Annotated in this window: 17 protein-coding genes and 2 pseudogenes; 16 read left to right on the top strand and 3 right to left on the bottom strand. The window is 63.7% G+C overall.

From position 1 onward, the window contains the following. Positions 1-21 precede the first annotated feature (21 nt). The 7 genes from VHL31_RS24535 to VHL31_RS24505 all read left to right on the top strand — a co-directional run bounded on the left by VHL31_RS24535 (position 22) and on the right by VHL31_RS24505 (position 7,423). The gene (locus VHL31_RS24535; protein ID WP_414653822.1) at positions 22-918 is read left to right on the top strand and encodes a sigma-70 family RNA polymerase sigma factor; all 897 of its coding nucleotides are present in this window, start codon (positions 22-24) and stop codon (positions 916-918) included. A 41-nt stretch (positions 919-959) separates the two neighbouring features. Then, complete coding sequence (locus tag VHL31_RS24530; protein WP_329663879.1) at positions 960-2,222, top strand: aminopeptidase; 1,263 nt, start codon at positions 960-962, stop codon at positions 2,220-2,222. 95 nt (positions 2,223-2,317) lie between these two features. Then, positions 2,318-3,643, top strand: a complete 1,326-nt coding sequence (locus VHL31_RS24525) for an ABC transporter substrate-binding protein (protein ID WP_329663878.1) — start codon at positions 2,318-2,320, stop codon at positions 3,641-3,643. A gap of 61 nt (positions 3,644-3,704) precedes the next feature. Next, positions 3,705-4,673, top strand: coding sequence for a 2-hydroxyacid dehydrogenase (locus tag VHL31_RS24520; RefSeq protein WP_329663877.1), 969 nt, complete (start codon positions 3,705-3,707; stop codon positions 4,671-4,673). A gap of 33 nt (positions 4,674-4,706) precedes the next feature. Next, positions 4,707-5,378 (top strand): GntR family transcriptional regulator, encoded by a 672-nt coding sequence (locus VHL31_RS24515; protein WP_329663876.1) that lies wholly within the window; start codon positions 4,707-4,709, stop codon positions 5,376-5,378. Positions 5,379-5,406: 28 nt separating this feature from the next. Then, the gene (locus tag VHL31_RS24510) at positions 5,407-6,600 is read left to right on the top strand and encodes an enolase C-terminal domain-like protein (RefSeq protein ID WP_329663875.1); all 1,194 of its coding nucleotides are present in this window, start codon (positions 5,407-5,409) and stop codon (positions 6,598-6,600) included. Continuing rightward, a complete protein-coding gene (locus VHL31_RS24505; RefSeq protein ID WP_329663874.1) occupies positions 6,593-7,423 on the top strand; it encodes an HpcH/HpaI aldolase family protein in 831 nt (276 codons plus the stop codon). The genes VHL31_RS24510 and VHL31_RS24505 overlap by 8 nt, the downstream gene beginning before the upstream one ends. On the opposite strand, the gene VHL31_RS24500 is transcribed toward VHL31_RS24505, so the two are convergent. Together VHL31_RS24500 and VHL31_RS24495 are read right to left on the bottom strand one after the other, a co-directional pair. After that, positions 7,420-7,923 carry a flavin reductase family protein gene (locus VHL31_RS24500; protein WP_329663873.1) on the bottom strand — a complete coding sequence of 168 codons (504 nt, stop codon included), beginning with the start codon at positions 7,921-7,923 and terminating at the stop codon, positions 7,420-7,422. The genes VHL31_RS24505 and VHL31_RS24500 overlap by 4 nt on opposite strands. Positions 7,924-8,040: 117 nt before the next feature. Continuing rightward, positions 8,041-8,397, bottom strand: a complete 357-nt coding sequence (locus tag VHL31_RS24495; protein ID WP_329663872.1) for a DUF4864 domain-containing protein — start codon at positions 8,395-8,397, stop codon at positions 8,041-8,043. A gap of 316 nt (positions 8,398-8,713) precedes the next feature. On the opposite strand from VHL31_RS24495, the gene VHL31_RS24490 reads away from it, so the two are divergent. Beyond that, entirely contained in the window at positions 8,714-9,496 is a 783-nt protein-coding gene (locus VHL31_RS24490; RefSeq protein WP_329663871.1) for an SDR family oxidoreductase, read from the top strand. A gap of 16 nt (positions 9,497-9,512) precedes the next feature. Then, positions 9,513-10,823: pseudogene (locus VHL31_RS24485) on the top strand (erythromycin esterase family protein); the annotation flags it as partial. A gap of 16 nt (positions 10,824-10,839) precedes the next feature. Here VHL31_RS24485 and VHL31_RS24480 read toward each other — a convergent pair. Continuing rightward, complete coding sequence (locus VHL31_RS24480) at positions 10,840-12,807, bottom strand: BTAD domain-containing putative transcriptional regulator (protein ID WP_329663869.1); 1,968 nt, start codon at positions 12,805-12,807, stop codon at positions 10,840-10,842. A 189-nt stretch (positions 12,808-12,996) separates the two neighbouring features. Between VHL31_RS24480 and VHL31_RS24475 the strand changes: the two genes are divergently transcribed. From VHL31_RS24475 to VHL31_RS24445, 7 genes and pseudogenes are all read left to right on the top strand, one after another. After that, the gene (locus VHL31_RS24475; RefSeq protein WP_329663868.1) at positions 12,997-13,845 is read left to right on the top strand and encodes a class I SAM-dependent methyltransferase; all 849 of its coding nucleotides are present in this window, start codon (positions 12,997-12,999) and stop codon (positions 13,843-13,845) included. A gap of 523 nt (positions 13,846-14,368) precedes the next feature. Beyond that, positions 14,369-15,601, top strand: coding sequence for a site-specific integrase (locus VHL31_RS24470; RefSeq protein WP_329663867.1), 1,233 nt, complete (start codon positions 14,369-14,371; stop codon positions 15,599-15,601). Next, positions 15,601-16,251, top strand: a complete 651-nt coding sequence (locus VHL31_RS24465) for a hypothetical protein (protein WP_329663866.1) — start codon at positions 15,601-15,603, stop codon at positions 16,249-16,251. Before VHL31_RS24470 ends, VHL31_RS24465 begins: the two co-directional genes overlap by 1 nt. Positions 16,252-16,348: 97 nt before the next feature. Beyond that, positions 16,349-16,591 carry a hypothetical protein gene (locus tag VHL31_RS24460; protein ID WP_329663865.1) on the top strand — a complete coding sequence of 81 codons (243 nt, stop codon included), beginning with the start codon at positions 16,349-16,351 and terminating at the stop codon, positions 16,589-16,591. A 233-nt stretch (positions 16,592-16,824) separates the two neighbouring features. Continuing rightward, a complete protein-coding gene (locus VHL31_RS24455) occupies positions 16,825-18,114 on the top strand; it encodes a PriCT-2 domain-containing protein (RefSeq protein ID WP_329663864.1) in 1,290 nt (429 codons plus the stop codon). Positions 18,115-18,179: 65 nt separating this feature from the next. After that, positions 18,180-19,142, top strand: coding sequence for a DUF3987 domain-containing protein (locus VHL31_RS24450; RefSeq protein ID WP_329663863.1), 963 nt, complete (start codon positions 18,180-18,182; stop codon positions 19,140-19,142). Positions 19,143-20,594: 1,452 nt separating this feature from the next. Then, positions 20,595-21,054, top strand: a pseudogene (locus VHL31_RS24445) (transposase); the annotation flags it as partial.

Here is a 21,054-nt window from a genome sequence, read left to right as displayed (position 1 = left end):
CAAGCGACATCGGTCTTCCTGATGCACCGTTCCCGGCTGCTCCATCTGGCCTACCGGATGCTGGGAACGGTCTCGGAGGCGGAGGACATAATCCAGGAGACTTATCTCCGGTGGCAGGCCGTGGACCAGGCAGAGGTGGCCAGCCCGGCTGCCTTTCTCACCAGCGTCACGACGCGGCTGTGTCTGGACCAGCTCAGGTCGGCCCGCCATCGGCGGGAGGCCTATTTAGGTCCATGGCTGCCGGAGCCGCTTGTGGAGGACCTGCCCTCCGATGCTTTCGAGACGGCACAGGAGGTGTCCGTGGCGATGCTGATGGCACTAGAACGGCTGTCACCTCTGGAGCGAGCCGTCTTCATCCTGCATGACGTGTTCGAAATGGGCTTCCAGGAGCTGGCCGCTGTCCTGGAGCGTAGCGAGGCGGCCTGTCGGCAGCTAGCGGTGCGGGCGCGGGTCCATGTCCAGGATGCTCGCCAGCGGTTCGACGTGGCACCCGCCAAGGTCGGTGAGCTGCTCAAAGCATTCATGTCCGCCTCCCGGCAAGGAGACGTTGGCACGCTGCAGGCCTTGCTGGCGGAAGAGGTGATTGTCTACACGGACGGTGGCGGCAAGCGCCCGGCGGCACTCAACCCCATTCGCGGGTTGCGCAATGCCGTCCGCTTCTTCGAGGGGCTCGCTCGCAAGCGCCACCTTATCCCGCGATCCGGCCGGCTGGCGTTGATCTCGGGCACCCCCGGCTTCGTGACGCTGGAGCAGGATGGGATCATCCAAACGACCGCGCTCGACATCGAGGATGGCCGGATTATGGCCATCTATATCATCCGGAATCCTGACAAGCTGTCGCATCTGACCGATCTGCGCGCCTCGCTTCTGGCAAAGGCAGCGCAACCGGCTCTGGCCGACCCTGCAGGTGGCCGGTAGGGTCGGGCGCAGCCACGGGCCCGAACCCAACGGAGATCCTCATGTCCGAGTCCCAGCTGACTGATCGCCCCTTGGTCGACCCTGTCCGGCTCGATCGCCTGGGTGAAGTCGCGGTCCGGGTGGGCCTGCAGCTGCGAGAAGGACAGGACCTGGTGATGACGGCGCCGATCGCGGCCCTGCCGCTGGTCCGTCGCATCACCGAGCATGCCTATAAGGCGGGCGCCGGCTTGGTCACGACCTTCTTCGCTGACGAAGAAACCACCTTGGCACGCTACCGCCATGCATCCGACGCCAGCTTCGATCGGGCCGCCAGCTGGCTATACGAAGGCATGGCCAAAGCCTTCGACAGCGGAGCGGCGAGGCTGGCCATCGCAGGCGACAACCCGCTGCTGCTGGCCGGCCAGGACCCGGCCAAGGTCGCACGTGCCAATCGGGCCAATTCCAACGCCTATAAGCCAGCACTCGAGCGGATCGTCGGCTTCGACATCAACTGGACGATCGTCTCCTATCCCAATCCCTCCTGGGCGAAGACCGTCTTCCCCGACCTGCCGGAGGATGTGGCAGTGTCGAAGCTCGCGGATGCGATCTTCGCGGCGTCACGCATCGACGAAGCGGACCCCGTCGCCGCTTGGCGGGCTCACAATGCGGGCCTGCACGCAAGGACGGCCTGGCTGAACGAGCATCGCTTTGCGGCCCTCAGGTTCCGTGGCCCCTGCACCGACCTCATGGTCGGCCTCGCGGACGGGCATCTCTGGCAAGGCGGTGCCTCGACCGCAAAGAACGGCATCACGTGCAATCCCAATATCCCAAGCGAGGAAGTCTTCACCACGCCGCATGCCCGTAGGGTGGACGGACACGTGCGCAGTACCAAGCCGCTGTCGCACCAGGGCACGCTGATCGAGGATATCGAGATCCGCTTCGAGGAGGGAAGAGTCGTCGAGGCCAAGGCCCGCTCCGGCGCGGAGGTGCTCAACAAAGTGCTCGACACCGACGAGGGGGCCGGCCGTCTCGGTGAGGTGGCGCTCGTGCCTAACTCGTCGCCGATCTCGCGAAGCGGGCTCCTGTTCTACAACACGCTCTTCGACGAGAATGCCGCCTGCCACATCGCGCTCGGCCAGTGCTACACCAAGTGCTTCGTCGATGGTGCAAACCTGACGCCCGAACAAGTGGCAGAGCAGGGCGGCAACCAGAGCCTGATCCATATCGATTGGATGATCGGTTCCGGCGAGATCGATATCGATGGGCTGCGAGCCGACGGAGCAGCCGTGCCGGTCATGCGCCAAGGTGAGTGGACCGGGCAGTAGTCTGCAGCCGGCTCTAACGGGTGGCCTCCCTGCATCTTCCATGCTAGTATGGCAGTCATTGCGACAAAGATCGCGGCCAAAAGGGAGGCTCGCTTATGAGCGGTTCGACACGTCGCGCGGTGGTGCGCGCAGGCTTGGGTCTGATGGCAGGCGCTGCGTTGGCGCGGCCGGGTCTTGCCGCCATTCCCGTGGCCGACGTGCAGGCACCTGATTGGCCGGTTGAAAGTGGTGCATCGCTCCGTGTCCTGCGACCCGCGAAGTTCGTGCCGGGCGACGAGATGCTCTGGCTGGAGAACACGAGGAAGTTCAGCGAGCAGTACGGCATCGACGTCCGGGTCGACAGCGAGAGCTGGGAGGATCTGCGGCCGAAAACCGCGGTCGCAGCCAATGTCGGCAGTGGACCTGATGTCGTGCTGGCATGGCAGGAAGACCCGCAACTCTTCGCCGACAAGCTGGTCCCGCTCGACGATCTGGCGGAGTACCTAGGCAAGAAGTACGGCGGCTGGTTCCCTGTCACGTCCTTCTACGGCAAGAAGGACAATAGCTGGATCGCCATTCCGATCGGCGGCAGCGGGTCGACCATGGTGTATCGTCGCTCGTGGGTGAAGGAGGCGGGCTTCGACGAGTTCCCCTCGGACTTCCCGGGCTTCCTCGCAGTATGCCAGGGGCTGGCGAAGGTCGGTCACCCAGCCGGCTTTGCCTTCGGTGCGATTGGTGACGGCGGTTGGACCGACACGATGCTCTGGGGCTATGACAGTTCGCTGGTCGACGAGAATAACAACGTGGTGGTCGACAACCCCAAGACCGTCGAATCGCTCAAGTACGTCGCGGAACTCTACAAGACCTTCATTCCAGGGACGCTGTCCTGGTTGGACCCGTCGAACAACAAGGCCTTCCTCGCTGGCGAGATCGGCCTCACCGCCAATGGTATCTCGATCTACTACGCCGCCAAGAGTTCCGAGGATCCGGCGGTCAGGGCGATCGCCGAGGATATCGGCCACGCCAACTTCCCGATCGGCCCCGTCGGCAAGCCGACCCAGGGTGCGCTCGTCATCAACGGGGTCGTGTTCAAGCACACCCAGTATCCGAACGCGGCGCGCCAGTACCTTCGGTTCATGATGGAGCAGGAGCAGTACGTGCCCTGGCAGGAAGCCAGCATCGGCTACTGGTGCCATCCGCTTGCGGCCTATGACGCGAACCCGATCTGGACCATCGATCCGAAGCACACGCCCTATCGCGACGTCATGCGTAATGCGCTGCCGCAGAGCTACAAGGGCAGCCCTGGCGCGGCGGCCTCGGCGGCGCGGGCCGACGGTATCGTGCTGCAGATGTATTCCAGCGTGTGCGCCGGCGAGGCGACGCCGGAGGAGGCGGCTGCCGAGGCGCAGCGGCGGGCGGAACGCATCTATCGCCGAGCCTGAACATATCGAGCCGGAACGACGTCGTTCGGCGGTTGATGACCTGATGATCTTGGGAGCAGAGATGAGCGACGTCGCATCGGGCAGCAGCGTCCGGGTGGAAATCGCGGCGGTCGGCGCACAGCGGCCGCCGGTCATGGAGGCGCTGGAACAGGCGTTCGTAGTGCATCGTGTCTACGAGGCAGCCGATCCGCTTGCCATGCTGCGGGAGATCGGGCCTCGGATCCGAGGCGTCGCGAGCCATGGCATGGCTGGTCTTTCACGCGCGCAGATCGAACTGATGCCGAACCTGGAGATCTGCGCCATCAACGGCGTCGGACTGGAGACGACCGACCTGCCGATGTGCAGGGAGCGGGGCATCACCGTCACGATCGCTCCAGTCCTCTACGACGATGTGGCAGACCTTGCCGTGGCGCTGGCCTTGGCGGCCTGCCGGAAAATCCCGGCGGGCGACCGGTTCGTGCGTGAGGGGGCTTGGCAAGGTGGCGCCCGTTTCGAGCTTGGCCGCAAGCTCACCGGCATGCGCGTCGGCGTCCTCGGCCTTGGACGCATCGGGCGGGAGGTCGCCCACCGGCTGGCCGCGTTCAAGACCACCATCGGCTACTTCGATCCGGTCAGGCAGGATGCCCCCTATCAGGCTTGGCCGAGTGCCGTGGAACTTGCGCAGAATTCCGATCTGCTCGTCCTGTGCGCTGCTGGCGGGCCCAAGGGAAGTGGTGCGCCGCTGGTGCCAAAAGAGGTGATCGAGGCACTGGGGCCGCGCGGGATCTTCGTCAACATCGCGCGCGGCTGGCTGGTCGACGAGCAGGCTCTGGTGGATGCGCTGGTGCACGGCAGGCTGGGCGCAGCCGGCCTGGACGTCTTCTACGACGAGCCGCGCGTGCCGGAGCCGCTCCTCAACCTGCCCAACGTCGTGCTGACCCCGCACATCGCGAGCAGCACCGAGGAGACCATGGGCGCCATGGGGGACTGCGTGGTCGGCAATCTCGTGGACTGGTTTGCCGGCAGGGGCGCCCGCACGGCAGTGAGCTGACCGGGCGGCGGGGTAGGGGGCATGGAGGTGATCATGCCGTCGCGGATCGTGCGGCCCCGCTCGCTCGCCACCCTCGTTACGGATCAGATCCGCGACCTCATCGTCACGGGCCGGCTGGCTGCAGGCGAACAGATCTCGGAAAACACGCTCGCGGAGAAGCTCGGCACGAGTCGCACGCCCGTGCGCGAGGCCTTCGCCAAGCTGGAGTCCGAGGGGCTGCTCGCCGTGCGTCCACAGCGCGGCACCTTCGTGGTGCCGTTCGAGCTGGAGGATGTGAAGCAGACTTGCGAGCTACGAGGCATTCTGGAAGTGGGGGCACTGCAACTGGCCTGCCAGCGTGACCGGCCGGGCCTGTGCGCAGCCCTCCGGTCCAGCGTCGACCGGGCCGAGGCGGCGCTCGGCGAGAGGGTCGAAGATTATCATCCGTTTGATACGGCGTTCCACGAGGAGATGATCCAGTGGAGCGGCAACGAGCAACTGATCGATGCCTATTCCCGCATCGCCGGCCGCGTTCGCCGGCTGCGGTTCCAGTTCATCCGGACGCTTGGCAAGATCCAAGGTTCGCAGCGCGACCACCGCGCGATCGTCGAGCACCTGGAGGCGGGACGGGACGAGGCGGCGCTGTCGGAGCTCCGGCATCACGTCCATCTGGCTTATCGCGGGTTCTTGGAAGCGCTGAACGAGCCGGCATCCGGTCCCGTCTGACCTGTCGCGAGGGAGGAAACAAGGAATCATGAAGATCACCCGGCTGAAGGTGCGCAAGGTCACCGGAACGATGCCCGTCGACGGAACGTTCTGGGAGGAACGCCTCGTTCGCCCGATCGACGTCTACGAGGACTATCGTCGCGATCCCTGGGCCGAAGGCGGCGAGCAGATCGCGAACGACAAGTTCCGGATGACCCAGTACTTCCTCGAGGTACACACGGATGATGGTGTCGTCGGCACGGCCGGACCGATTTGGCCCGATGCCGCACATCTGGCGCTGACCCAGCTGCAACCGATCGTGGTGGGCAAGGACCCGCTGGCCATCGAGTTGCTGTTCGACCAGATGCACCGGCTGCAGGTTCATGGCCGCCAAGGCTTCACGATGATCGCGATCTCGGCGATCGAGTGCGCGCTCTGGGATCTCAAGGGCAAGGTGTTCCAGCAGCCGATCTGGCGGATCCTGGGTGGCCCGACGCGCCAGGAGGTGCCGGCGTACTGCAGCATGCTGGGCTATGCGGTGCTGGACCTGGGCATGGTCCGTGACCGCGCGCTGGAGTTCAAGGAGAAGGGCTTCAAGGCGCAGAAATGGTTCTTCCGCCACGGGCCGATGAGCGGCCACGAGGGCATGAGGGCGAATGTCGCGCTGGTGCGGACGCTGCGCGAGACCCTGGGTGAAGACTACGACATCATGCTCGATTGCTGGCAGAGCATGAACCTCGACTATGCCGTCGACCTGTGCTCCCGGATCGAGGAGTACCGGCCCCGCTGGATCGAAGAATGCTTCATGCCCGACCGGATCGACAGCCACGTCAAGCTCAAGGCGAAGACGAAGATCCCGCTGTCTGGCGCCGAGCACGAGTATACCCGCTGGGGCTTCAAGCGCTTCATCGAGAAGGATGCGCTCGATATCATCCAGCCCGACATCTACTGGTGCGGTGGACTGTCCGAGACGCTCAAGATCGCGGCCTATGCCACCGTCCATGACCTGATCACCATCCCGCACGGCCACTCCACGCCGATCGGGATCCACTTCTCGGTGACCCAGTCACCCATCCACACGCCCTACCAGGAATATCTGTGGAAGTGGAACCTGGTGAACATGTTCTTCCTGAAGAACCCGCTCTGGCCGGTAAACGGAATGATCGCGCTGCCGGATGCGCCTGGCGTCAACATGGATCTCGATCCGGACAAGATCGAGCACGAGGAGGAAATGCGTGGCTGAGTCGTCTGGCCTGGAAGGTGGTGCGGCGGCAGCACCCGAAGGCGTCCTTGCCCGTGCGCTGGCGTTCAAGAAGAAGCTGAAGGACGGCGGCACGGTCATCGGCGCCTGGGTAACCATTCCCGATCCCAGCGTCACGGAGATCATGGGCAAGGTCGGCTTCGACTACCTGATGATCGATACCGAGCACTCGCCATTCGATCTGCAGGCGCTGCAGACGATGATGATGGCACTGAACGGGAGCCAAACCGTCCCGCTCGTGCGGGTAGCCTGGAACGACCACGTCCGGATCAAGCAGCTGCTGGACATGGGGGTGGAGGGTATTCTGGCACCCATGGTGCGGACGGTGCAGGATTGCCGGGACCTAGTGGCTGCCTGCCGCTATCCGCCAGTCGGTACGCGTGGCTTCGGGCCCAAGCGCGCCTCCAACTACTACCGTGACATCGACGCGTATGTGGCGGCGGCCAACGATGCGATCTTCGTGATGCCGCAGATCGAGCACATCGAGACGGTCGACGTGCTGGACGAGTTCCTGAGCGTTCCTGGGATCGATGCGGTCGCGATAGGTCCCAATGACTTGTCGGGCACGGCGGGGCTTCTGCGCCAGCTCAGCCATCCGACGGTGAAGACCGCGCACGAGACGATCGTCGCCAAGGCCGCGGCACATGGGATTCCGCTCTGCCTTGGCGTGAACACCCCTGCGTCCCAGAACAAGGAGTGGGAAGCAAAGGGCGTGCGCGTGCTGATGGTGACCTCGGACATCGAGCTGCTGGCTGGTGGCGGCTCGGCAGCCCTGCGGGCGACGAGGGAGGCGCTGGCTACCTAGCTCGCGGAGTGAAGGCGGCCAGGCACGGCAAAGCCGCCTTCAAACCAGAGAAGTGGCTGCGGCGTGGCGATGGTCCTGACGGCCAGGACACGCCCGACCATGATGCCATGGCTGGCGCCGTCATGGACCGTCTCCAGTTGGCACTCGAAACAGACCGGGGCGTCGACCAGGATCGGCACGTCATGGCCGCCTTGCATCCAGTCGCCTACCATGAACCTGGGTTCGCCTGATTCGGCGAACCGGCCACCGAAGCGCTCCGCCAACTCATGGTGCATGGTCCCGAGCACGTTGACGGCGAACCGACCGTTGCGGGTGATCGGCTTGAAAGAGTCGGAATCGCGATTGATGCAGGCCAGGAGGGTAGGTGGATCGGCAGAGACGGAGGTGACGGCCGTGGCTGTCAGGCCGAACCGCTCGGGCGCTCTGCCGGTCGTGACGATGGTCACGCCGGCGGCCAGCCGGCGCATGCCGTCGATATAGGACGTCCGATCAGCGCTCACCCAATCCTCCGAAACTGCAGCCGCGTCGACAGTACGCCTGCCGGGTGTCGGACCTTTCCGCGTGATCGGCAAGCATGCGCAGACAGGCGCAGACGTGATCGACCAGACCAGGAAGCATCACGCGGTCATGTCGTCCGCCTTGCCGAGCATGCATCCATCGATCCGCCAGCTGCCGTCCGGCTGCCGCTCCATCGCGTAAAGCGCGATGACCGGCTTCCCGTCCGGACCCACCAGCAGCACCCGCTGCGTCGGCCGGCCATGAATCTCGACGACGTCGCGAAACTCCGCTTCCCTGGCACGGTAGACTTGCGGGTAACTCTGACGGACCATCTTCATGAACGTGTCGGCGCTGCCGAACATGCCCTGTATGCCAGGGGAGGCGAAGCTGAACGCGGTGGCGCCATCATCCGCAAGAAAGGCGTTCAGCTGGCTGCGAATGATGGCCTGGACGGCTTCCTGGTCTGCCGGGGACAAAGGTCCAGCCTGAGCAAGAACGACCTCGGGCTGTCGAGCCGACGAGGCAGTCGCACCAGCGACAGGCAGCAAGCACAACAAACAGAACGCGAACAGCTTCCGCATGTCATCAACTCCCTGATGGCATCCCGTGGCACCTCCGCCAATTGGCTGGCCCCAGCTCCCTAGGCCGGGAAGAACAACAGCGCAGCGAGGCTCGAAGTGCCGCCTTGCCCTTTCCTCATTTCAGCAGTGCAACCTTATACGTGCTCCCCTCGTTCCGGGACCACACCGCGCGGCGTCCATCCATGGAGGCCGCAACGAGCGAGGCAGGATCATGACCGAGGCGACACTCGAAGGGCGGATCGCCATCATCACGGGCTCGGACTCCGGGATGGGCCAGGCGATGGCGGAAGTCTTTGCCCAACATGGTGCCGATATCGCCGTCACTTACCAAAGCGACGAGACGGGAGCCCGGGAGACGGCCAGCAAGGTGACAGCGGCCGGCCGCCGCTGCCTCGTTCAGCAGGTGGACGTGCGTGACGAGCATAACGTTGCTGCCTTGTTCCAGGCGGTCGACCAGGAACTCGGTACCCCAGACATCCTCGTCAACAATGCCGGCACTGGTTCCAAGGGGGCGCCCCTGGTCGACACGCCGACGGAGGAGTTCGATCTGGTGATTCGGACCGACCTCTACGGACCCTTCTTCTGCTGCAGGGAATTCATCCGTCGCCGTCGCGCAGCCGGCGGACGCGGCAAGATCGTGAACGTGACCTCCGTCCACGAGGCGATCCCTAGCCCGCAGAACACAGCCTACGGGGCCGCGAAGGGCGGGCTCCTCACCTTGACCCGCAGCCTCGCACTGGAGCTCGCGGAGATGAAGATCAACGTCAACGCCATCGCGCCTGGCCTGATCCGCACGCCGATGACAATGCAACGTACCGATGATCCTGAGAAGCGGCGCGAGGAGATGCCGCGTATTCCCTGGCACCGGCCTGGCGAGCCCCGCGAAGTCGCGCGGCTGGCGCTCTATCTGGTTTCCTATGATGCCGATTATGTCACCGGGCAGAGCTTCACGATCGATGGCGGCCTCGAAATGAACTGGGGGCAAGGTGCCTGACGTTCCGTCCGATGCGGCACGACCGACTTCCGTCCTGCCACTCATCCGGACAGCTGCCGAGCCACTGCCTGATCTCGACGATCCGGCATTCGGCCAGCTGTTCGACCGCTTCGGCAGCCGGAAGGTCGTTCTGCTGGGTGAGGCCAGCCACGGCACAGCGGAGTTCTATCAAGCCCGAGCGGCCATTACGCGTCGGCTGATCGAGCAGCATGGATTCAACATCGTGGCCGTCGAAGCGGACTGGCCGGATGCAGCTGCCATCGACCGCCACGTCCGGGCGCGGCCGGTCCCGGGCGGCGCCGAGGCTCCATTTAGGCGCTTTCCGACCTGGATGTGGCGGAACACGGACGTCGCCGCGTTCGTGGAGTGGCTGCGCCAGCACAACGAAGGGCAGGCGCCGGCAGGGAGGACGGGCTTCTACGGCCTTGACCTCTACAATTTGTCCGATTCCATCACGGCGGTCCTGGACTACCTCCAACAGATCGACCCGCAGGCGGCCAAGCTCGCCCGCAAGCGGTATGGCTGCCTGATGCCCTGGCAAAAGGACCCGCCGAACTATGGCAGGGCCGTCTTGACCCAGCGGCATGCCGCTTGCGAGCAGGCCGTCATCGCTCAGCTGAAGGACCTTCTGGAAAGGCGTCTCGATTATACCGCACGGGATGGCGACCAGTTCCTGGACGCTGCCCAGAACGCCCGACTCATCGCATCGGCCGAACGCTACTATCGCATCATGTACTATGGTGGCGCAGAGAGCTGGAACCTGCGCGACACGCACATGTTCGAGACGCTCGTCAACCTGCTGGAGGCGCACGGACCGGCCGCCAAGGCCGTCGTTTGGGCACACAACTCCCATATCGGCAATGCCGCGGCTACCGAGATGGGCACGCTGCGCGACGAGCTGAATATCGGCCAGTTGTGCCGGGAGCGGTTTGGGCAGGAGGCAGCCCTGATTGGCTTTGGTACCGATCGCGGCACAGTGGCTGCCGCTTCCGACTGGGACCGGCCGATGCAGGTCAAGCGGGTCCGCCCGTCCAGGGAGGGCAGCTACGAGCGGATCCTTCACGATGCTGGGGTGCCGCGCTTCCTCCTTGATCTGGGCGAGGGTGTCCACGCCGAGTTGCGCGAGTGTTTGCTGCCCCAGCGCCTGGAACGCTTCATCGGCGTGATCTACCGGCCCGATACCGAACTGCAGAGCCACTACGCACTTGCCTCGCTCCCAGCACAGTTCGACGCATTCGTCTGGTTCGACGAGACCAAGGCGGTGACACCGCTGCCGACCAGGACGAGCGAGAGTGACGTGCCGGACACCTTTCCATTTGCGCTATGAGTGGCGGGTGCGGCCATCAGCCGATCCCGATGCGCTTCGCACCAGTCCGGAACAGCTGCTCGCCATCGGGTGAGAACCTCATCGCCGCCAGGAAATCTTCCAGGCGGTAGCTCGGTAGGACGCGATGAAGCGCAGCGAGATGGGTGTGCGCCTCATCGAGCCGATCGGCGAGGCTTAGGCACAAGGCACCGATCGCGAGGATATGGGCGTGGGCGTTGGGACGGGCTGCCGCCCGCATGCCCCATTCCGCCGCCTCGTCGAATCGTCGGAGCCGGACGAGCGCCATCGCGCGCGAACCCAGCATGCCGAACAGCAGTGGGTCGAACGGGCTCAAGAGGCGTGAGTGGTCCGAGGACGCGATCGCCGCCTCTGCATCGCCCGCCTGGGACTGAACGAAGGCCAGCGTGTAGTGGCCGAGCGCGAAGTTCGGGCTGAGGTCGACTGCCTGCTGTAGCTCGACCAGGGACTGGTCGTGGCGACCACGCAGCCACAAGGCCCGGCCCATGGCCCAGTGCGCGGCAGGGTCGCGATCATCAGCCATCAGGCTCTGACCAGCGGCCTCGAACGCCCGGTCGATCTCGGGCTCGCGCGACGTCCAGCCCTGGAAGGCGTTCTGGAAGTGGGTGAACGACAGGCCGGCATGGGCACGCGCGAAGGTGGGATCCAGACGCACCGCCATGCCGAAAAAGTGCCGAGCCTGTTCGTTGTCGGCCCTGCTGAACCGGTACATGTGCCAGAGGCCGCGATGATGGGCCTCCCAGGAGTCTAACGAGTTCGGCGGCTTGAGGACCGCGCGGTTGCGCTCGGTCACCTCGATCTCGGTGGCAATCGACGCGACGATCCTATTGCCGATCTCTTCCAGGACCAGGAAGGTGTCGACCGCTTTCTGTTCGACGACGTCGGTCCATATGATCCGGGCCGCCCGCGCCTCGGTCAACTCGACCGTCACCCTGAGCCGTCCGTCCACATTCCGCAGCGAGCCGGCGACGACATAGTCGACGTCCAGGAGGCGGCCAGCCTCCTCGGGACCGACCTCCCGGTCCCGGAGGGCAAACACCGTCCCCCGCGCGATCACGAAAAGGCTTCGCAGCTTGGCGAGCCTGATGATGATATCGTGAACCAGGGCGTCGCCAACTCCCGCTCGAGCACCCACGGTCGAATCGACGAACGGCATGACGGCGATGGAAGCGCGGCGCCCGGTGGCGGTGGATGACCCCTGCGAAACGGTTCCGGCGTGCGGAGCTGGATCGGTGGCAAGGGCCGTGCCGGACCGGTGATGCCTTGCCTCCTTCAGTGCATGCCAAGCCTGGCGGATGACCGTGTCATTCAGGCCCTCGGCTGCGAACTGACGGGCCGTGGCCGCCAAATGTTCCTCGCCCTCGCGCATCTGCCCCTGCCGTGCGAGGACGCCCAGCAGCTGCGCATGGACACGAGCATCGAACGGGGCAAGCTCCAGCCATTGCTCCAGGTATTGAAGTGCCTCCGCGTCCGCCACCTGTCCGACCAGACGCTCCAGGGTGGCAATGTGACGGCGCCTGAAGTGACGCCGTTGTGCGGAGAGCCAACTGCTGAAGCCTGTGCTGCGCCCGATCTCCAGCCCGCCGAGGAAGTCCCCGGAGAACAGCCCTGCCACATGTCGTAGCTGCGTCGTCGTTGCATCGGCCAGACTGTCCGTCGCGGAGGTGACGGCGATCGAGTCAACGTAGCAGTCGGACAGGTCGAGGCGGACCGCATCTCGCTGGGCCTCCACCCGAAGCCTGCCCGGCTGATCGAGCAGGCTCCTGATCTTGCTGAGGCACCAGCGAAGCTCGCCCCGTGGGTCGTTCGGAACGTCCCAAAGAAGGTCGCAGAGCTGGCTGCGCGGAACAGCACGCGGCGCCAGCGACAGATAGGCAATCAGCGCCCGCACCTTGCGGGAGGCGGGAAGGACGAGATCGGTGCCATCGCGGCTGATCGCGAGCGGGCCTAGCATCCGCAATTGCATCGCATGGCCTTGCTGATCCGGATCTGGCTGGCGCGATTCCACAGGCATTCCCACGCCATCCACCACGTTCGCCTCCACGTCTGCCCTCTACGGTGGCGAGCGATGGATCTGACGGTCGCGGCATCCAGTCCGCCTAAGCCGCTGCCGAACCGACTATCCTACCGCAGTCCACCTGAACAGAGAACCATGATGAGTACTGCCACTATGGCGCCCAGTCAAAGTCCAGCCCCGGCGCAGATCGACCTTACAGCGGTCAAGAGCCGCCAGCAGGGTGCCTGGTCGTCCGGCGACTATGCCGTTGTCGGCACCACCTTGCAGATCGTCGGCGAGCAATTGTGCGAGGCGCTCGACATCCGTGCTGGGCAGAAGGTGCTGGATGTCGCGGCCGGCAACGGCAACGTCTCGCTGGCAGCGGCCAGACGTTGGTGCGACGTGCTTGCCACCGATTATGTGCCCGCCCTGCTCGGTCGTGCCCGGGAGCGGGCCGAGGGTGAACGTCTCGCCGTCGGTTTCCGCGAAGCCGATGCCGAGGCGCTGCCGTTTCCGGATGAAAGCTTCGATGTCGTGGTCTCGACCTTCGGGGTCATGTTCACGCCGGACCAGGAGCGTGCGGCCGCCGAGATGATCCGGGTCTGCAAACGAGGCGGCAAGATCGGTCTTGCCAACTGGACGCCAGAGGGCTTCGTCGGCCAGTTGTTCAAGACCATCGGCCGTCACGTGCCGCCGCCAGCTGGCGTCAAGTCACCTGCACTCTGGGGGACGCATGCCCGGTTGGGCGATTTGTTCCGGGCACAAGCCGCATCGATCGAGGCGACGCAGCGCGAGTTCGTGTTCCGCTATCGCTCACCGGAGCATTGGCTGGAAGTCTTCCGGACCTATTATGGCCCGGTCCTCAAGGCGTTCGTCACACTGGATACAGCTACCCAGACGGAACTCGAGCATGATCTCTTCAGCCTGATCGGACAGTTCAACCGGTCAGGGGATGGCACCGTCGTTGTGCCTAGCACCTATCTGGAAGCCGTGATCACCCGCCGATAGCCCATCATGGGCTGCCGCCGACCTGGTGCACCGGATCTAGCGTCAGGCCGGCGGGCTCATGCCGGTCAGGCGCCGGAACCCACGACTCGTGATCGCCCCCATCATGAATCAATCTCCTGCATGATCCATGCAGCCGGCACCTTGCCCGCCATCAGGGGAGGGCGGGCATTGCCGCACTCGGCGAAGCTGTGGATGTCATGACCTTCCTGACGAAGGCAGCTATCATGGCCCGAGGCCCAATCAGGTTCTTGGACCGGACGCTCGACAATGGTGCGGAAGTGCAGAGGATCTGGTGCGCCCGGCGGGATTCGAACCCACGACCCCAGGATTAGGAATCCTGTAAACATGGGTTTTCTTGAATTTCCCAAACTTTTCCAACCATTGCTAACCCACTGAGAAGAATCTATAAATTGGCATGGAACAATCCTGGGCTTACTTGAGAGATTGCCCGTGTTTGCTCCCGCTGGGTTCCCATGGGGTTCCCAGCATCCCTGGGAACCCTGGATCCGGGAGCGAATAAGCGGTGGTGAAGCTGACTAAACGGGTGGTCGACGCGGCCTTGCCAGAAACCGGTGAGTTCCTCTGGGACGACGAGGTGAAGGGCTTCGGGCTTCGGGTTCGTCCGACGAGCAAGACCTACTATGTCCAGTACAAGCACGACGGTGCGACCCGCCGAGTGAAGATCGGTAGGCATGGTCCTCTTCTCCCAGAGGAAGCGAGGATCGAGGCGAAGAAGATCCTTGGAGCGGTTGCCCGTGGTCAGGACCCGGCACAGGAGCGCAACGACAAGCGCAAGGACCTGACTGTCGAAGAGGTGTGCTCTCGCTACCTGGAACACGGTGCTTCCACCCTCAAGGCGAGCACCAGGGAGGCGGTCGAGCGGGCGGTGCGTCGGCACATCGTGCCCCTGATCGGCCGGAAGAAGCTCAACGCCCTTACCGGCGGCGACATTGAAAGGATGATGAGCGCCATCGGCAAAGGCGAGACTGCGACAGATGAACGAACCGGTCACCGTGGCCGTTCGATCGTGAAGGGAGGGCAGGGCGCAGCCGCACGGACAGTAGCCTACTTGCGGTCCATCCTGGCGTATGCGGTGCGGGACAAGCTTCGTTCTGACAATCCGGCAGCGGGAATCAGGTTGAAGCCGTCCAGGCCGATGGAGAGGTTCCTGTCACCTGCGGAGATCGGCCGGTTGGGCGAGGCGCTGGTCGAAGCCGAGATGAAGGGCGAGCGGGTCGAGGTCACCAATGCTATTCGCCTTCTGCTGCTCACTGGTGCCCGGAAGCAGGAGGTTCTCCAGCTTCGATGGAATGAAGTGGACCTCGATGGAGGATATCTCCGCCTCGGTGATTCGAAGACCGGCCGAAAGGTGATCGCCATCGGCGCACCGGCCCGGCAGTTGTTGGCGGAGATGCCGCGCAAGGGCGACTACGTCTTCCCGGCTGCGAAAGGGAATGGGCCGCTGGTGGGGCTGCAGAAGCCGTGGAACGCGATCCGGACAGCGGCGAGACTGGGGGACGTTCGTGTCCACGATCTCCGGCATAGTCACGCATCTACGGCGGTCGCGGCGGGCGAGTCCCTGTTCCTCACCGGCAAGCTTCTCGGACACGCCCGACCCGAGACGACCGCGAGGTACGCGCATCTGGCGGACGATCCATTAAGAGCTGCGGCCGATCGAGTCGCGGGCAGGATCGCAGACCAGTTGGGCCAGCGCGTCGATACGACGGCAGACATCGTTCCGATCCGGAGGGCGTGATGACATTCATCATGCTTCAGGGGCCGAAGGGTCCACCTGAACTGCTGGATCAGGCGACCCTCCTGCTCAAGCCGGTGGATGGTCGTGACGAACAGCGATGCCGAGATATCCTGTCTGACATCGCTCGCGATCTGATCGTTGCTACAGCGCGTCAGAAGTCTCGCCTTCGGCCATCGCACATGCGGGAGCAGGTAAGCGATCTGGGGGAATCCGCGAACTCACTGTCTAGGAAGCTGAAGGCACTCAAGACCGAGGAACACTACGATGCCCTGAACACGCGGCACTTGTTCCCGCAGGACTGGACGGTGGAGGATACGCAGGCGTTGGATTCCATGCTCGCGAAGTTGTCGGCCGCAACCGAAAAGGCGATGAACGATTCACAGCTGGATGATCGCGGTGGCGCAGTAGTTTTCGGTATCAAGGGTACGACGATCGGCTGGCTGGTGCGGACGGTCGGGCATCTGGTCCAAGATAGTGGTCTGCCGGTATCCGTCTCCAGGACCGGCCTGATCGCCCGCATCGCCGGCTTGATCTACGAACACGCGACCGGCGAGACGCCGCCCGACACGGTGGGCGACAAGGCGAAGAAGGCCGCGAGACTGTTGAAGCCATTGTCGGCTGAAGCCGAAGCGGAATTGGACGCGATTTAGGGGTAACACCCCACCCAACAATTATTGAGTGCTACCCCTGCGGGCGGGGGTGGGCGTGGCTAATGAGATTGCCGGACCTTTCCATAAGGCGGCAGTTATGTCTGAAATCAACTTTAAGTCTCGCCCGATCCGTGGCCATGCGGCGGCGAGCGAATATCTGGATCGCGTCTGGGGGCTGAAGAGGTCTCGGGCGACGTTGTGCAAGTACGTGACTTTGGGCGCGCCCAGTGGCGCGGAAGCGCCGAAGTTTTTCAAGGCGGGACGTGACGTTCTCTATCCTCCCGAGGCGCTGGACGCCTATGCCCGCTCCGTCATCCGCGATCCACGCGCGGCGGCTTGACGATGATGGGCAAGGAGGATGCCGCCGGTCCCTGGCAGGATCCGGCGGCGGGCGAGGATGGCGCGAACCATAGCGCCGATCACGCCGAAACAGAAGTCTGTCTTCATCTTGAGCGTGAAGAGGCTCGAAGGCACCTTGAGATCATTCTGCGGGACGCGCCTACGGAGGGGTACTTCGCTGTTTCCCTCTTTTCGCACGGTGGGGCTCCGGCCCATGTCCAGCCACTCCCGTTCATGGGGCCGGACAGCATCGATGCGATCCTGAGCGTCGCAGAATCGTATTCAACGATCGCGGGTTTCGACCCCGACGGTGCCGTCCTGTGCCCGCCGCCGGTCCTGTTCCGCAAGGCGAAGGGCCTGGACCGGGGGAACGTGGCATGGGTCCGCGTCATCCGGATCGACCTCGACACAGAGGCGACCGCAAAGCTCGCACGGATCGAGTCCCTGTTCGGCCCCGCGACGATGATCGTCTGGACCGGGAGCCTGGACCAGAACGGCGATCCTCGCCTTCACATCTACTATCTCCTTACCGAGGCAGCGACGGATCCGGACGCCATCGACGAGGTGGACAGGATCAACCGCCTCCTCGCCGAGGAGTTCAGCGGCGACCGGGCGTCGGCCCCGGTCAACCATGCGATGCGCATGCCCGGCAGTTGGAACTACAAGGACCGTGCGAAGCCGATGCCCTGCAGGATCAGCGCCTACCGGCCTGAGGTCATGGTCGACCGACGTGCGGTGATCCAGACCCTGATGCAGGCACGCCACGACCGGGGCGAGGTGCCGGAGGACGACAGCAACGCCGGCACCAACATGGCAGGAACCGCCAACGGGGCCGAGCTGCGAGGCGATCCCGACGCGCTGGCAGACGCTATGCGCTTCGTCCCCAACGCCGACCTGCCGTACGAGGCGTGGCTCGGGATCGGGTATGGCCTCAAGGGCGGCTTGGGCGATGCCGGGTGGGGCTTGTTCGAGGAGTTCTCCAGGTCGAGCAGCAAGAACAACCCTGCCGAAACCCGAAGGACATGGAAGGCGATCAAGGCTGACCGCAAAGGCGCCGGCACGATCTACTACCTCGCCATGAAGAACGGCTGGAAGCCGCCACCCGAGATGATCCTGAACCCGCTCAACCGGGACGACGACGGCGTCGATTTCGAACAGATGAAGGCCGACCTGCTGCGCAGCGCGGCAACGAAGAAGGCAGCTCAGCTGGAAGCTGAGCTAGCAGCCCAGGAGCGCGCGGACGAGGTCGAGAATGCTAGTGATGCCACCTCCAGCATCTTCAGGATCCTGCCCCGTCCGACAGCCAACATCCTTGAGCCTGGCGGCTTCATGCGAGACTGCCTCAGCGAGATCCTGGCGCGCTCTGCGCGCCCGCAGCCCATCATGGCGCTCGCGGCGGCAATGTCGGTGGCGGGCCGCTGGCTGGTCGTCGCTACTCCGGCCCGACCGGGCTGCGCACGAACACCTACACCTGCATCACCGCACCGACCGGTTCGGGCAAGGATGACCCGAACAAATTCGTAAAAGCATTGTTGTTCGAGGTCGAGCCCAGACTACTCGGCGGGCGAGGATTCACGTCGGACGCAGCCTTGGAGCAGGCCGTCTATAAGTTCCCGACCAAGCTTTTCATGTTGGACGAGATGTCGCGCGTCGTCCGGCCGATGTTGAGCGATGACATAAAGATGCAAATACAGGCAAAAGCAGCTACTTGGCTCATGACTACTTTCAGTTCCGCCGGTAGCATGCTGCCGGGAATGGAATATGCTGATGCACGCAGCGCTGGAAGAGACGACAAGGAGCGGATGCGGCTGGATATCTGCGAGCCCTGCGTGTCTCTGCTCGGCTTCACGGTCGAAACGTCGCTATGGGATAACATCGGCGAAGCGGCGGTGGAGAATGGGTTCCTCGGCCGCTGGCTGTTTTTCGCGGCACCCTCGCGCATCCCTTATCCATGCGACGGTGCGTCAACAGAGCCTCCTTCGGACGCGCTGATCGCGGCGGCCAAGGCGATTCGCCAGGGTGTTACCGACCACGATTACGGCCTGCCCGACCTCGCCGTCGCCGCGCCGAAGCCCTACTCCGTTCCAATTGAGGATGATGCCCGGGCGTGGATCAAGGACCTCGTCCACAGGCAGGTTGACCTCCAAAATGAGCTTTCGCCGACGGATCTGACGCAGTCGGTCATCGCTCGACTGGCCGAGCAGACCCAGAAGTTGGCACTGATCCACGCGATCTCCGCCGATCCGGCCGAACCCAGGATCACGATGAAGTCCGTCGATTGGGCCTATGCTGTTGCCGTTCAGTCAGCCGAGTTCCTGATCGGCCGCGTATCTGGTGAGATACACCGGAACGCGTTCGACAAGGTCGTGAAGAAGACGTTGTCGTTCGTTCGCCGAAACGGCGGAAAGGTCGACCACTCCCGGCTGCTTCGGGCGACGCCGGCGAAGAGCTCCGATTTCCGGGACATCGTCGAGTACCTCAAGGCCAGCCATCAGCTCATCGAGCGCATGGAGCAAGGCCGCACCGTTTATGCCATCCCAGGGGTGAAGTGATGATCGTCGGTGTTACTTGCGAACTCCGAAACCGCGTCCGAACCGTCCGGCGCGGAAAGCCGAGCCGGAGCAACAAGCTAGAGCTTGAGGTCGCCAGTTCGGGAGTTCGCGCTGCCCTTGCGCACGCAGATCGGAAGGTCCGGCTTTCTGACCAGACCTCGAAGGAAACACACGTCCCTTACGAACTGCGAACTAAAAGACAAGAAGGTATCTAACTGTATGTACTGCCTTGGCTTTTTGTGCCTTTCTCCGTTCGCGTGGGGTTCGCAGTTCGCAAGAATCACCCCCTCCGGGCGGGCTCTGTCCGGAGGCCGGACGTGGTGCTCCTGCGCCTGAATGTACGAGATGATGCGGTGGCCGTAGTCCTGGCGAGTGGCCAATGACGCGCGCGACTACACAGCCCAGGCCGCTGCCGTCGGGGCGATGCGGCTGCTCCGGATGCACGGCAAGGCAGCTTCGTGGTGTCGAGCGAATTCAGGACCGGAAGCTTGCCAGCGTGGCGCTGGAGGCGGTGCTGGCCGACCAGCAACGGCACCGTCTCGACCGGGCGGCATGGGTGTGCGTGACGTCCCCTCCACCGGCCTACAACATCGAGAACGAGGAATCCGGGGCGAAGGCGTCGGGAGCGGTCGCTGGGCAGGATGAGGCGGGCTCTAGCGAGGAAGAGGCGCGACCGGCTACCGAGCACCCTCCAGGGCAGGAACGCGCTCCACCGGGCTCCACGGGCCACCTGGGCCTCATGCCGGATCTGGAGCCGACACAGACAGCTTCCAGGCTGGAGTGTCATGTAGCAAGGCTTCAGCGCATCTTCACCGCCTATCCAAAATTGCGAGCAGGAGTCGCGAAGCTCATAGGTATCAAGGTCGACGATTTAGAGGTCGTTCTCCAAGGTCGTATGGATTTTGCGGAAACCACCTGGGCGCGGATCTTCCGATTTCTGGAGAAGAAGTCCACGCCCAGGCCACGCCGCCCCACCCCCAGCAGGGGGGCCTCAAATCCCTAGGCCCCTTCGAACTTGGACCGGATTGTGCCCTTCATTTTCTTACAAACGTGAATCCGAAGATTCCAACCATTTTGGTTGAGTGTGGCCATCTATGAGCCTCGCCTAAAAATGTGCTAACTCGTTGAAGAGAATAACCAAAATTGCTCTTCTTCTGCGGACCATCCGCATCAACCTTCTCCTCGTCGGCATGGCCCTTCGGATATATGGTAAGCCAGCCTAAGTATCTGTTATTGTTCGTTTTTCCTTGCTACCGTGCGACCTAGTGCGAGGTATAGTAAATGTTCCAACAAATATTGATTCTTTTCCAGACGGGAGTTGTTGCCTCCTAGATCATCCAAATCATGAGTCAGTGATGGTGTAATAATAAAAATAACGGACTGCCTTGACTTGCCCATAGAATAGTACAAAGATCTACTGTATGTTAAGGACCCGATGCGATCCTGGACCAGCTGTTGGCTGGTGCTGACCCGAAGACAGCGTTTGATCCCAACGTCTGCTCGACGAGCTGAAGAAGGCGCTGGCCGAGCGGGCGCTGAACGCGGAGATGGATCACCACCTGGCCTCCGAGGAGGCGGACAACCGCCGCAACGGCTATGGCCGCAAGACGGTGGTCACCGACACCGGCAAACTGGACCTGGAGGTACCGCGGGACCGGCAGGCGAGCTTCGACCCGCAGCTGATTGCCAAGTACCATCATCGGTCAGCAGACCGATGATCCGTTTCCCGCAGGGACCGGCTCCAGGAGGAGCCGGAGGGCGGCGCTTCCCGGGCTTCGACGACAAGATCATCTCGATGTACGCCCGGGGCATGAGCACCCGGGGATCACCGGCCACCTGCGTGACCTCTACGGCATCGACGTGTCCCCGGATCTGATCAGCGCGGTGACCGATGCGGTGCTGGACGAGATTG

The sequence above is a fragment of the Geminicoccus sp. genome (genome assembly GCF_036263595.1).
Classification (GTDB): Bacteria; Pseudomonadota; Alphaproteobacteria; order Geminicoccales; family Geminicoccaceae; genus Geminicoccus.
Note: the sequence above shows the minus strand (reverse complement) of the source record. Positions and strands in the feature narration are given on the sequence as shown.